The following is a 12,220-nucleotide window of genomic DNA, read 5'->3' as shown; positions in this document are numbered from 1 at the left end:
CCAGCGTCCTTCGTCGTGCCGCAGATCGGTCGGCTGGAGGAGACCGGAGAGGTAGCTGAGCCGTACCGGCTGGTTGATCCCCAGGGACAGCTTGTCGTACCGGCGGCGGTGTTCTTCGCGGATATTCAAGCAGCATCGAAGCCAGCGGCGACGATCCGCTCGTACGGCATGGATCTGCTGCGGTGGTACCGGTTCCTGTGGGCCGTGGAGGTGCCGTGGAACCAGGCGACCAGGATCGAGGCCCGAGACTTCTCCCGATGGCTCCAGCTCGCCGACAAGCCAGCGCGCGTGCACTGGAGACACCAGCGAAAGGGCATCGCGGCGGACGCCGTGCCCGCCCAGCGTGAACCGCAACGGGCAGTACCGGGAACGCCGAACCCAGTCACCGGCAAGCCCGCGCCGGGCCAGAAATACGCGGCCACCACACGGGCCCACTGCGAGACGGTGCTGCGGACCTTCTACAATTTCCACCTCGAAGAGGGCACCGGGCCAATTCTCAATCCCTTCCCGCTGGACCGGTCGCGCCGCGCCGGCCGGGCTCACGCCCATCACAACCCGATGGACTCCTTCCGCCCCGAGCGGCAGGGCCGCTACCGTCCCAAGGTCCCCAAGCGCATCCCGCGGCGGATCCCGGACGAACTGTTCAACGCGTTGTTCGCCGCGCTGAAGTACAACCGCGACCGAGCCCTGCTCGCCTTCTGGGTCTCCACCGGCGCCCGGGCCGAGGAACTGCTCACCAGCCGAGAAAAGGACGTACTACCCGGCCAGCAGCTCATCGGCGTGACTCGCAAGGGAACCCGTGCCTACCAGCAGATTCCCGCTTCCACGGACGCGTTCGTCTGGCTGCGGCTGGCCCAGGAGGAAGCCTGGCGCAAGGGGGCACCCCGCGGCCGCAACCACACCCTGTGGTGGACCTTGCGGCGGCCGTGGCGTCCGCTGAACTACCACGCCGCCCGGGCCATGCTGAACCGCGCCAACGACCTGCTCGGGTCGAACTGGACCCTGCACGATCTGCGGCACACCGCGGCCTACCGGATGGCCCGGGATCCGAAGCTGTCGCTGACCGACGTCCAGTGGGTCCTTGGGCATGCCCACCTGTCCACCACCGAGATCTACCTGGCCGCGAGCCAGGAGGAGATCATCGAGCAGGTTCTCGCCCACTACGCTCGTCGAGAACGGCAACAAGCACAGCCGCCCACGCCGGCGCCGGGCTACAACACCGCCAGCCTCGATGTGCTCTTCGGACGGGCAGGATGACGACCACTACGACGGATGCGGCCACCTCGCAGGGCAAGGTCGTAGCGTTTCACGGGGCGGCTTACAAGGTCCTACAGGAAGCGTTCCCGCCACGCTCGGTCCCGGATACCTGGCCCATCACCGCCGAGTCCCGCGACCAGGTCGTGGCCCGGCTTCGCGAACTCTCAGCCGATTCCTCAGAACACACCCGCTACATCCGAGTGCGCGGGGCCGACCTGATCATGCGCTGGCTGGAGACCTTACCCGGGGAGTCCTGGCAGCAGCGGTGGTGGAACAGCACGGCGGATGACCATCCTCGGAGCTGGAGCGAGCTTCCCAAGTCCTGGCACGCCGACCGCGGCGTTGGCACTTCCTCCTTCCTCTCCTCCGGCGCCCTGCATCTGATCTGCGGAGACGTGATCCGCCCGAGTGTTTCCTGGCTGCTGCACCTGCACTCGCCGAACTTCCGCCGCCGGATGGAACTGACGAGGGACCCGGATGGGTACGCGAACCTCGCCGCAGTCGCTGGCCCCACGTGGGCGGCCGGACTGGGTCAGATGGCCCGCCTGCAGATCGCAGTGATCCTGGCCGCCAAGGGCGGCCACATCCGTGACATCACGGTCGGCGACTGCCTCGAACTCCGGGCGACCGAGTCCCGCGTCTACCGGTTCGGAGGCACCGGACGGTCGCTGTTCTACAGCTGGCTGAAGGACCTCGGACAGTTCCCGCCGGACGCCCCGCACACCCTTCGTGACGTGACCAGGCACTCGGGACAAGTCAGCGTCGCCGACCTGGTGGACCGCTACCAGCTACAGTGCACCCCCGTCCGTGACCTGCTGGTCGACTACCTCGCCGAGCGTCAGCCCGCTCTGGATTATTCCTCGTTGGAGGACCTGTCACGGATCCTGGCCCGGCATTTCTGGAAGAACCTCGAAGACCTCCGGCCCGGCATCGACTCCCTCCGGCTCTCCGCAGAATCCGCGACGGCCTGGAAGGAACGCGTCCGCATCAAGGTCGACCGCAAGCGTCAGCCGGACGGCACCTACACCACCAGCCTGCGGCAGAACTACATCGACCTGCTGACCGCAGTCCGTGCCTTCTACCTCGACATCGCCCAGTGGGCCGTGGAAGAGCCGGCCCGCTGGGGGCCCTGGGCCGTCCCTTGCCCGATCAAGGCCAACGAAATCTCCCACCGAAAGCGCGAATCGCGGCGGAAGGCGCGAATGGACCAGCGAACTCGTGAACGACTCCCGGTTCTCCCCGCTCTGGTGAGGACGGCCACCGACGAACTGGGGAAGGCCCAGGCGAGGCTGGAGGCGGTCCGCCGGGCGGGCCCGGGCACCACGTTCACGGTCCTGGGCGAGACGTTCACCAAGGCCCAGGGCAACCGACGGAGCGACCCTACCCAGATCATGATCGCCTTCGATACGGATGGCAGGCGGCGGCGTCTGGGCGACGCGGAGCTGAGGGCCTTCTGGGCTTGGGCTTCGGTGGAGTTCCTCCGCCTGACCGGCGTCCGCATCGAGGAGATGCTGGAGGTCAGCCACCACAGCATCGTCCAATACAAGCTGCCGACCACCGGCGAGATCGTCCCGCTGCTTCAGATCGCACCGTCGAAGACCGACGAGGAACGGCTGCTGCTGGTCAGTCCGGAACTCGCCGACGTCCTGAGCACCATCGTCTGCCGGGCCCGTGATGCTTCCGGCAAAATCCCGACCGTCGCCTCCTACGACCACGGTGAACGTGTCTGGAACCCGCCGATGCCTTTGCTGTTCCAGTGGTGCAGTGGTGGACTGCACCGAGGGGTGTCGATGACTACGATCCGCAAGGCTCTGGACGAGACCCTTGACGCGGCCGGGCTGACGGACAACACCGGGCAGCCCTTGCGCTACCAGCCCCACGACTTCCGCAGGATTTTCGTCACCGACGCGATCATGAGCGGCTTGCCCCCGCACATCGCTCAGATCATCGTCGGGCACAAGAACATCTCCACGACGATGGGCTACAAGGCGGTCTATCCGGCCGAGGCCATCGAAGCCCACCACGCGTTCATCGCCCGCCGGCGGGCCCTGCGGCCGAGCGAGGAATACCGCATCCCAACCTCAGAGGAATGGGACTCCTTCCTCAGTCACTTCGAACACCGCAAGCTCTCGGTGGGCACCTGCGGTCGAGCATTTGGCACCGCCTGTATTCACGAACACGCCTGCATTCGTTGCTCGCTCCTCCGGCCGGACCCGGCCCAGCGCGGCCGGTTGAAGGAGATCCGCGACAACCTCGTCGCCCGCGTCGCCGAAGCCGAACACGAGGGCTGGCTCGGCGAGGTCGAAGGACTCCGGGTCAGCTTGGCTGGCGCCGAAGACAAGCTCGCTCAGGTCGACGCACTGGCCGAGAGAAAGTCGACTGCGGTCCAGCTCGGCATGCCGGGCTTCAGCCGGCCCGGAGGAACCGCTGGGACGCCGAGGCCAACGTCATGATCGGAGCCAGGGGTGAGCGAGACGAAAATCAAAACGGAACTGACAGCCCAGCCTCGCGCAGCTGCGACAGAGCCGCGGACATGCATTGCTGCACAGTCCTCCCATCAGCACGCATGCCATGCTCCAAGGGACCCCCACTGGCGGCGAACGTCCAGGCCGGCGCGTTGTCGGCCACCCTCTCGGCGTCCACTCTGATCATGGCGTTCACGCCCTGCTCACCCAGCCATTCCAGGATGAGGAGCGTCACGTCCTCGATACCACCATCCTGGTCGATCTTTGACCAGCGGCCCTGGTTTCCTGTCATTGCCCAGACTCTACCGAGGCGTCCGAAGCAGTCGGCTTCCAGCCGTCATGTCAGGAGACTCAGTCGTGAGTTCCGTTCTGGCGAAGAGTTCAGCGCACTCGCTGGCGAAGGAACAGAGCTGGTCCACGACCTGCCGGTACTCCTGCGGAACCCCTACCGTGTTCGGCGTGGTAGCAGTCCACTGCTGCCACAGTCCATCGGCCGCAAGGTATGGGGCTGCTCGCTCCGTCCCAAGGACGGCATCTAAGTGAAGCAGTGTGCTGAATACCGCGGTCTGGTCCCAGCGGAGGTCGGGTTCAGGCAGGTAGCGATCAAGGTATTTGCAGAGCAGATCGGCGTCCGCGCTGGTACCGAAGGTGGCAAGAGCGATGCAGAGAGACCCTTGGTAGGGGCCTCCGCTGGCCAGCAGCAGTTCGCCGATGCGGCTCCGGAACTCGGTCCTCCCGGCCACGGCAACCAGCCAGGAAGCAGTCTTGCGCTCTCGCCACCCACCCTCGAAAAGGATGCCGAGTTCCGTGGAAGTGATCTCCCCGGCAGCCTGGACCAGCTCCCTCACGAACAGGTCGCGCTCAGGTCCGCTCAACCGCAGTGAGCTTCCGCCCAGCCGCATGTACCGCCGGCCGGGCGTGACGAATCGTCGGACCAGGTCCATGAGCATGGGATCGGTGCTGGCATAGCGCATGGCTGCATCCTTGCCCGGCGAGGACCCAGCTGCCAGCGGTTTACACAGAGCCTCGAGTAGCGATCGCTAGTTCAGAGAAGCCACCCTGGACTGGATCGAGAACGCCGTCGACACCGGCAAGGTCGACATGGACGACGAGCTCGCCGCTCTTCTCCGAGGCCAGTAGCCATGCCCCGCGCCTCACGGCGCCGGGGCGACGCCGCTCTGCGGCACGCCGACACGGTCCGGTTCGTGCTCTTCGAAGCACGCCCGGCCGGACCCCTCTTCCACCAGCTCACCCGCGCCAGCGATCTCACCCCCAGCCAGGTGAGGGCCGGACTGGCGGCCCTCAGGGACGTCATAGCGGACCAGGGATGGCCGCCGCTGATCTGGACGCGGACCGACGGCTACCAGCTCGGAGCCGAACGAGCCGCTCTGGAGGCTTACGAACGAAAGGTGATCAAGGAGAAGCTCACCGAGTTCCGCCGGTTCATCACCGGCACCGTCGCACCCCACGCCGCCGTTCACCCGGGTGACAAGTGGGTCCGGCACATCACCGCCCAGCTCAACTCGATCGAATCCACCCTCGACCTCGTCAACAGCTACTGACCCCTCGCTGCCCGGGGCCCGGCCGAAGGCCGGGCCCCGGGCAGCACCGGCTTGAAGGCCCGCCACCATGCGCCGACGCCGCTATCCATCCGACACCACCGACGCCGAATGGGCCCTGCTCGAACCCCTGCTGCCCGTCCCGGCTTGCGAGACAACCACCGGCGGCCGGCCCGAGAAGCACCACCGCCGCGCGATCGTCGACGCGATCCGCTACGTGGTCGACACCGGCTGCAAATGGCGGGCCCTGCCGGCGGATTACCCGCCCTGGCGGACCGTCTGGGGATTCATGGCACGCTGGGCCGCCTGCGGTGTCATCAACCAGATCCGCGACGCCCTCTCCCAGCGGATCCGCCGCGAAATGGGCAAAGGCCCCCGCGCGGTCGCCACCGTCATCGACTCCCAGTCCGTCAAGGCCGCCGAGACCGTCGGCCGCGACTCACGCGGCTACGACGCGGGCAAGAAAATCAACGGCCGCAAACGCCACATGGTCGTCGACACCCGCGGCCTCCCCCTGCTCGTCATGGTCACCCCCGCCGACCTCCACGACAGCCACGCCGCCAAGGAAGTCCTTTTCCGCCTCCGGCTCATGCACCCCGAGATCACCATCGTCTGGGCGGACTCCGCCTACGCGGGCAAGCTCGTGACCTGGGCAAAGAAGTACCTCAACCTGACGATCAAGACCGTCAGCAGACCCAAGGACTCCTCCGGCTTCGTCATCCTGCCCCGCCGCTGGGTCGTCGAACGGACATGGTCCTGGATGATGCGGGCCCGCAGACACGCACGCGACTACGAACGACTCATCCAGCACTCCGAAACCCTCATCACCTGGGCAGCCATCACCCTCATGACCCGCCGGATCACCAAGACACGCAAGCCCCCCGAGCGGTTCTCACCCCTGCTCTGACCAGGCACCCAAGCTCTGACGGGCCCCCTGAATCTCCCCACCCCGCGCTTAAGAGGTCATCTCGATTGGCGGGTGGTTCGTCGAAGTGCCCTGCTGGTTGGGGTGAAAAGTGTGGGTGCGACGATGCGGGCATGCGTGAGTTGAGCCAGCTGATCGACGTTGAGGAACCGGCCTGGCCGGAACTCAGGCAGACACTCGATGCCGCGCCAGTGTCCGTCGAGGTACTTCCGGCCGACAGCGACCTGGGCAGGGGAGCACTTCTCCAGTTGCAGGTCACGGCCAGGTCTTACCTGGGCGCGGTGGTCCTGCACTGCGGCGGTCTCCTGGTGGACGACGGATGGTTGCGGGTCTTTGGCAGCCCTGTGGATGGGGCCCCGCATAGGGTGCCGGGCCTGGCCCGGATCAATCAGTTCCCGGGAGCGTTCGACTCGGAGTGGCGAGCGGATACGGGCCTGGTGGTGGCACATGACGTGCTGGGCGGCGTTTTCGCTCTCAACGGCGGAGCTCCCGCCAGCGCCGGCCGCCCCGGGACCCCGGGAGAGATGGTCTACTTCGCCCCGGATTCGCTTCGCTGGGAGGCTCTGGGCGTCGGCCACTCGGCGTGGATGACCTGGCTGGTGTCCGGGGCTCTTGACGAGTTCTACGCGGATCTTCGCTGGGCCGGCTGGCAGGACGACGTCCGGGCGCTGAAGCGCGATCAGGGCTTGTCACTCTTTCCGCCGTTGTGGTCTGCCGAGGCACGCCAGGATCTCTCCGCGACCAGTCGCCGCGCGGTGCCGATGACGGAGCTGCTCGGCGTCGCCCGGGACTCATGCCGACAGTTCGATGGGGTTGATCCGGGCTTTCTCGGCGCCGTGTGAACCGGTCGGGCGGTCCAGTCGGCGGTAGCAGATCAGGGTGGCGGCGATCCCGGCGAAGGCCAGGAAGTGTTCCGCCTTGCGCTCGTAGCGACGGTGCAGGCGGCGGCATCCGGCGAGCCAGGCCACCGTCCGTTCCACAGTCCAACGGTGTCGGCCCAGCCGCTGGGAGGACTCGATGCCCCTGCGCGCGATGCGCGGGGTGATGTTCCGGGCGCGGAGCCACCGGCGCAGGTGGTCGTAGTAGCCCTTGTCGCCGTGGAGCTTGGCGGGTCGTCGCCGACGGGGTCCGCGCCTGGACCGGATCGGCGGGATACCCCGCACCAGAGGCTCCAGGCCCTGACTGTCGTGGGTGTTCGCGGCGGAGATGCCGATCGACAGGGGCAGACCGGTCCGCTCGGTGACCAAATGGATCTTTGATCCTTTCTTGCCGCGATCTACGGGATTCGGACCCGTGAGGTCCCCCCTTTCGCTGCCCGCATGTTGACCGAGTCGATCGCGCACCGCGACCAGTCCAGGGCGCCGCGGGCGCCGAGTTCGTCCAGGACCAGGCGGTGGAGCTTGCCCCACACCCGGGCCCGGCTCCACTCGGTGAACCGCCGGTGCGCGGTCGGCCCGGAAGGACCGAAACCCGGCGGCAGCTGCCGCCACGTGCAGCCCGTCGTGGCCACGAACACGATGGCCGCCAGCATCTGCCGATCCCCATACCTGCGCCGGCCGCCACCCTGGGGTCGCACCGGAGCGGCCGGAACCACCCGCTGGAACAGCTCCCACAACCCATCCGGCACCAGACGCTCCACCATCGCCATCACGGCCGCCAGCCTAGTGATCAATCCAGTTGAGATGACCTCTAACGGGTGGACAGAGTTGCTCACCTCGATTCCCCACTAACGACGCGTTTGGCCCATCGGCAGAGCAGGTGGAGCAGGTGCGTTTCCTGGTGAACCGTGGCCGCGGCGGTTGCGAACTGCGCGTGCCTGCCACCCGAGGCATGGGACGGGGAAGGGCACGGCCAACCTGGCCGCCTGCTGCCTCTTTGAACGCGGCCAGGGCCTGGAGCGGTCCCGTACGGCCACCCTCTATCGCAGCAGAGCCGCGACAGAGCCCATGGGATAAGCGTTTCTGCGGGCGTGGCGTCAGCCGAAAAGCGCGGCCACGTCCAACTGCGGTTCTCCCAGGGTTGTCACGTACGGTGATTGACACCACCACTTTCTGTCACATAGCGTGGCGATAGCTACGGAGCGTAGCCAAAACAGGAGGTGGTCCAACATGGGTAACTTCAACGTCGTGACGGTGCCGGCTAAGACTGAGGGCGGTGTGAAGTCCGGCGTGACGGTCCAGAGCGGCGAGGCCGTCATCGTCTCCGGCAGCGGACGGGCGTCCTACAACCACGGGCAGCACACCACGTACCCCGACGGAACCCGGTACAACGGCGGCAGCTACAGCGGTGCGTACATGCAGCCGGACGTCATTCTCAAGGGCGCGCCGGTGGGCATGCTGATCGCCCGCATCGCCTCGGGCCCGTGGCTGACCGTCGGTTCCCTGCAGACCTTCGTCGCCCAAGAGGACGGCGAGGTGACCGTGGCGTACAACGACAAGCCCGGAACCTACGGCGACAACTCCGGCGAGTACACCGCGCTGATCGAAAACCTCGGCCGCATCTCGTAGGACGCACCCGACCCGGCCGACCTCGGCGCGCGGCTTCCAACGCGCTGCGGACCGGCTTCCGGACCGGGCCGTTTCCAACTCGGTACCCGCCCTCCGCTTCGCGGACTGCCCCGCGGCCTTCTCAGCCGCGGGTAAGTCGTGAACGTCGGCGGGTACCGCGTTTTCCTCCAGGCGGCCTGGGGGCCCTCCTGTCGACGGCGCCCGCAGCGTCTAAACCCCAGGAGAGGCCACCGGCACAACCGGCAGGTCGCTAGACGGTGACGGGCACGACCGGCGCTGGCCCCTGGATCGCGTGGCGATGCCGCCGAACGCGAGCGCGGGCTGTCCCAGGGCGAGCAAAGCGGCATCGTGCCGCCGAAGACGCCCTTGACCGCTCGGCATGGTCCGCGCACTCCACGGGCCGCCCCGGGCCCCGTTGCCAACGGCAACCGACTGGGGAACTAAGAGCAGCCCTGGGGAGAATTCGGGATCCGCATCAGCTCTCGGCCCCGCCTACACAACGTTGTCGTCTGCCATGACAGGGTCAGCCGTTTTGCCGTGTGTCGGCCACCGGCGCCGGGGTCACTTACGGCGCACGCAGACGCGGTGGGCGCCCTTCGAAGCGAGGGCGCCCACCGCGGGGACGTCGTGGGTGTCAGCGTGTCTGTTGCCTGATCAGGTCTTCCAGGCTGCCGGTCGGCAGGACGCCCTCTGGGCTGAGCTTGTCGACGGCCGTCGGCAGGGACTGGGCGATCTGGTCGGCTGCCTCCTGGGGGGAGACGCCGGTCTGCTCGGCGACCTTCTTCAGGGTCTCGTCCGGCAGTGCCTGGTCAATCTCGGTTCCGCTGACCGCCTTGTTCGCGCCGGTGCTGACCCAGGAGTTCGCCTGGTCGGCGATGCCGGACTTGCCGAGCATGCCCATCAAGCCGTCGAGCGGGTTGCTACCGGCATTGGCGTGGCTGCCGCCACCACCGAGTGCGCCCAGCAGCGAGCTGAGGATGTTCCCGGCCCCCCTGCTCTTGTCGCCGCCGCCGAGGAGGCCGGCCAGCAGACTGCCGAGGTCGTTACCCGCCATGATCGCGTCCTTACATTGGAGAGTGCGTTCGATGTGCTCGCTCCTGCCTAACGAGCGGTTCAGACACTGGTTGTTGGTCGACAAGCGCCAGTGGTCCGTACGGGCCTCCGCCTCACGGACTCCGACGACACCACTGCCTGCTGACGGACCTCATGACAGAACCACTGACATCCAGTGGCAGACGGCAGCACTTGTCATGGCGGCCTCACAAACAGGCACTACGCGGTGGCCTTCGTGCTGTGGGGCTTCCAGGGCGGTGGCTGAGGCCGGCCGGACCGCGCGCGCGACCTGCCGTACGCCGTGGGCCGGCAGCGTCCGGTGCGGCGCATCGCACGGCGGAGGACCGCGGCTCGTACTGAACGTACCTGCGCGGCCCCACAACGGCCCGCTTCCTCCTTGCTCTTCGTCCGTTGTCGGACGGTGAGCTGACCATGTACGACGCGCACGGAGCCGCAAGAGACGGCCTAGGTGTATTGATCACGAGCGTTGTTGACGCCGGGGGGGGGTCTTGAACATGGCGAAGACCTCCGGTGTGGTGGGAGCTGTCTGGGAACTCACCGCACGGAGGCCTTCGTGTCCCACCGCAATGCCCGGCTGACCGTCTTCGGTAGGCGGCTGCCGGTCGACCGTGTCCGTTCCGGCCGCCCGGTCGCCCAGGTCGCCGCCGAGATGGGCATCTCCCGCGCCACCGCCCACAAGTGGATGCGCCGATGGCGGAACGAGGGCGAGGAAGGCCTGAACGACCGCTCCAGCCGCCCCCATTCCAGCCCGCACCGCACGCCCGCCGCGGTCGAGGCACGCGTCTGCCGCCTGCGGCAGGACGCGAACTCGGGCCCGCCCGCATCGGACCGGGACTGCCCGCCTCGACGGTCCACCGCATCCTGACCCTGCGCGGCCTGCGCGGCCTGCACCGCTCTCGCCCGGATCGACCGGCCCACCGGCCAGGTCATCCGCCGCTACGAACGCGAGAGGCCCGGCGAACTCATCCACGTGGACGTGAAGAAACTCGGCCGGATACCCACGGCGGCGGCCACCGAGTCCTGGGCCGCGACGCCGGCAGACCGTCCGCGGCATGGGCTTCGACTACATCCACTCCGCGGTCGACGACCACACCCGCCTCGCCTACACCAAGACTCATCCCGACGAGAAGGTCGCGACCTGCACGGGCTTCCTCACCCGCGCCGCCGCCTTCTCCCACCACCACGGGATCACCCGCATCGAACACGTCCTGACCGACAACGCCTGGGGCCTACCGCAAGGGCCTGGCTGGCAAAGACGCCCTCGACAGGCTAGGCGCGACCGGCAAACTCACCCGCGCTTACCGGCATCGGACCAACGGCAAGGTCGAACGCTTCAACCGAACCCTTCCCGAGGAATGGGCCTACCTGCGGCCCTACACCTCAAACCACGAACGCACAGCCGCCCCGGCAGACTTCCTCCACACCTACAACCACCACCACCACTGCCACACCGCACTCGACGGCCAGCCACCCACCAGCCGTGTGAACAACCGTGCGGGTCAATACAGATGTCGCCCTGGCGGCCGTCGACGTCACCGCGATGGTGTTCGTGAGGAACGGCGGCGGCCGGTTCCACCGAAAAACCGGCACCTGCTCGCCGAAGCCCGCCGTCATCTCGCCCTCGCGCCGCGCGGCCGCCGTCGCGAACCCGGCCTGGACGACAGAATCGTGGACGCCGCAATCGCCGCGTACTGCCTGGACATCAGCGAGCCGAAGACCCTGCGCGGCCGGATGTCGGCCTACCGCCTCTCCACCGCCCATGGGCCCTGGCCGACCTCCAGCCCGCCCGGCCCCCGCCCGCCGTCGCACCCGACCCGGACCCGCACCCCCCGGCCGACCCGGGCGCACCGCCCGCCCACCAGGCTGCCGACCAGGCGCCGGGGGAGTGGGAGATACCCCGCGTCCCGCTGCGCTACGACCGGGCCGTCCTCGCCAGCGCAGCCGGGCGGGAGGAACTGCGCACCACCATCACCGGCGCCGCACGGGGCCAGGCGTACGACGCCACCGCGCACCAGCAGGCCACGATGCCCGAGCAGCTGCTCGCGCACCCGGGCCCTGAAGCCGAGCACGACGACCAGGAGCCCGCGGCCGGGCCACGGTCCGGGATCGACGTGACGGCGCTGCGCGCTCTGAAGGCGTCGCGTACCGACGTAGAAGCCCTCGATCTCACCGACGAACGGCTGCGCGGCCTCCAGGACGCCTCCACCAAGACGACCGACCACGCCAAGGCGACCATGAACCTCTACGCCGACCGGGAGGATGCCGACGCACCGCACCCGGCGCGCGAGGACGACCAGCGGGCGCACCCCCGTTCGGGACGGTTCTTCTGTGCCCGGACCGCTCCCGAACCCGGCGACGCTCCGCCGACCTACCAGGAAACGGTCCTGACACCCTGTCGGACGGGATATCGGCGCCCCGTGACAGGGAACCGAC

11 protein-coding genes and 2 pseudogenes are annotated in these 12,220 nt (G+C 68.0%); 8 read left to right on the top strand and 5 right to left on the bottom strand.

The features are described 5' to 3' along the window. The first annotated feature begins 15 nt into the window (after nucleotides 1-15). Both ACWDYJ_RS13195 and ACWDYJ_RS13190 read left to right on the top strand, forming a co-directional pair. On the top strand, nucleotides 16-1,257 hold the full coding sequence (locus ACWDYJ_RS13195; protein WP_451565608.1) for a tyrosine-type recombinase/integrase: 1,242 nt from the start codon (nucleotides 16-18) through the stop codon (nucleotides 1,255-1,257). Next, entirely contained in the window at nucleotides 1,254-3,710 is a 2,457-nt protein-coding gene (locus tag ACWDYJ_RS13190; RefSeq protein WP_451565607.1) for a tyrosine-type recombinase/integrase, read from the top strand. Before ACWDYJ_RS13195 ends, ACWDYJ_RS13190 begins: the two co-directional genes overlap by 4 nt. Nucleotides 3,711-3,738: 28 nt before the next feature. Here the strand turns inward: ACWDYJ_RS13190 and ACWDYJ_RS13185 are convergent, their stop codons facing one another. Together ACWDYJ_RS13185 and ACWDYJ_RS13180 are read right to left on the bottom strand one after the other, a co-directional pair. Continuing rightward, on the bottom strand, nucleotides 3,739-4,014 hold the full coding sequence (locus ACWDYJ_RS13185; protein WP_451565606.1) for a hypothetical protein: 276 nt from the start codon (nucleotides 4,012-4,014) through the stop codon (nucleotides 3,739-3,741). Between the two features lie 10 nt (nucleotides 4,015-4,024). Continuing rightward, entirely contained in the window at nucleotides 4,025-4,696 is a 672-nt protein-coding gene (locus ACWDYJ_RS13180) for a DUF6000 family protein (protein ID WP_451565605.1), read from the bottom strand. 79 nt (nucleotides 4,697-4,775) lie between these two features. Here ACWDYJ_RS13180 and ACWDYJ_RS13175 point away from each other — a divergent pair. The 4 genes and pseudogenes from ACWDYJ_RS13175 to ACWDYJ_RS13160 all read left to right on the top strand — a co-directional run. Further along, nucleotides 4,776-4,862 (top strand): annotated as a pseudogene (locus tag ACWDYJ_RS13175) (DUF6192 family protein); the annotation flags it as partial. 2 nt (nucleotides 4,863-4,864) lie between these two features. Beyond that, complete coding sequence (locus ACWDYJ_RS13170; protein WP_451565604.1) at nucleotides 4,865-5,284, top strand: RacP protein; 420 nt, start codon at nucleotides 4,865-4,867, stop codon at nucleotides 5,282-5,284. Between the two features lie 67 nt (nucleotides 5,285-5,351). Continuing rightward, nucleotides 5,352-6,188, top strand: a complete 837-nt coding sequence (locus ACWDYJ_RS13165; protein ID WP_451565603.1) for an IS5 family transposase — start codon at nucleotides 5,352-5,354, stop codon at nucleotides 6,186-6,188. 131 nt (nucleotides 6,189-6,319) lie between these two features. Continuing rightward, nucleotides 6,320-7,048, top strand: coding sequence for a DUF2625 domain-containing protein (locus ACWDYJ_RS13160; RefSeq protein WP_451565602.1), 729 nt, complete (start codon nucleotides 6,320-6,322; stop codon nucleotides 7,046-7,048). Here the strand turns inward: ACWDYJ_RS13160 and ACWDYJ_RS13155 are convergent. Continuing rightward, a protein-coding gene (locus tag ACWDYJ_RS13155; protein ID WP_451565657.1) for an IS5 family transposase occupies nucleotides 6,998-7,848 on the bottom strand; the annotation gives its coding sequence in 2 pieces (ribosomal slippage) (nucleotides 6,998-7,503 and nucleotides 7,503-7,848; 852 coding nt in all). The genes ACWDYJ_RS13160 and ACWDYJ_RS13155 overlap by 51 nt on opposite strands. A gap of 466 nt (nucleotides 7,849-8,314) precedes the next feature. On the opposite strand from ACWDYJ_RS13155, the gene ACWDYJ_RS13150 reads away from it, so the two are divergent. Next, entirely contained in the window at nucleotides 8,315-8,713 is a 399-nt protein-coding gene (locus ACWDYJ_RS13150) for a LecA/PA-IL family lectin (protein WP_451565601.1), read from the top strand. A gap of 634 nt (nucleotides 8,714-9,347) precedes the next feature. On the opposite strand, the gene ACWDYJ_RS13145 is transcribed toward ACWDYJ_RS13150, so the two are convergent. Then, a complete protein-coding gene (locus tag ACWDYJ_RS13145) occupies nucleotides 9,348-9,767 on the bottom strand; it encodes a YidB family protein (protein ID WP_451565600.1) in 420 nt (139 codons plus the stop codon). Nucleotides 9,768-10,340: 573 nt separating this feature from the next. Here ACWDYJ_RS13145 and ACWDYJ_RS13140 point away from each other — a divergent pair. Then, a pseudogene (locus ACWDYJ_RS13140) lies at nucleotides 10,341-11,293 on the top strand (IS481 family transposase); the annotation flags it as partial. Between the two features lie 233 nt (nucleotides 11,294-11,526). On the opposite strand, the gene ACWDYJ_RS13135 reads toward ACWDYJ_RS13140, so the two are convergent. Further along, the gene (locus ACWDYJ_RS13135; protein ID WP_451565663.1) at nucleotides 11,527-12,009 is read right to left on the bottom strand and encodes a hypothetical protein; all 483 of its coding nucleotides are present in this window, start codon (nucleotides 12,007-12,009) and stop codon (nucleotides 11,527-11,529) included. Nucleotides 12,010-12,220 lie beyond the last annotated feature (211 nt).

The organism is Streptomyces sp. NPDC003042 (assembly GCF_053591315.1).
This window is presented reverse-complemented; position numbering and strand designations above follow the sequence as displayed.

What these genes read in the sequence shown, in the direction of transcription:
- ACWDYJ_RS13170 (WP_451565604.1), top strand. Translation starts at nt 4,865, where the DNA reads ATGCCCCGCGCCTCACGGCGCCGGGGCGACGCCGCTCTGCGGCACGCC.
- ACWDYJ_RS13145 (WP_451565600.1), bottom strand. Translation starts at nt 9,767, where the DNA reads ATGGCGGGTAACGACCTCGGCAGTCTGCTGGCCGGCCTCCTCGGCGGC.
- ACWDYJ_RS13185 (WP_451565606.1), bottom strand. Translation starts at nt 4,014, where the DNA reads ATGACAGGAAACCAGGGCCGCTGGTCAAAGATCGACCAGGATGGTGGT.
- ACWDYJ_RS13180 (WP_451565605.1), bottom strand. Translation starts at nt 4,696, where the DNA reads ATGCGCTATGCCAGCACCGATCCCATGCTCATGGACCTGGTCCGACGA.
- ACWDYJ_RS13165 (WP_451565603.1), top strand. Translation starts at nt 5,352, where the DNA reads ATGCGCCGACGCCGCTATCCATCCGACACCACCGACGCCGAATGGGCC.
- ACWDYJ_RS13190 (WP_451565607.1), top strand. Translation starts at nt 1,254, where the DNA reads ATGACGACCACTACGACGGATGCGGCCACCTCGCAGGGCAAGGTCGTA.
- ACWDYJ_RS13150 (WP_451565601.1), top strand. Translation starts at nt 8,315, where the DNA reads ATGGGTAACTTCAACGTCGTGACGGTGCCGGCTAAGACTGAGGGCGGT.
- ACWDYJ_RS13160 (WP_451565602.1), top strand. Translation starts at nt 6,320, where the DNA reads ATGCGTGAGTTGAGCCAGCTGATCGACGTTGAGGAACCGGCCTGGCCG.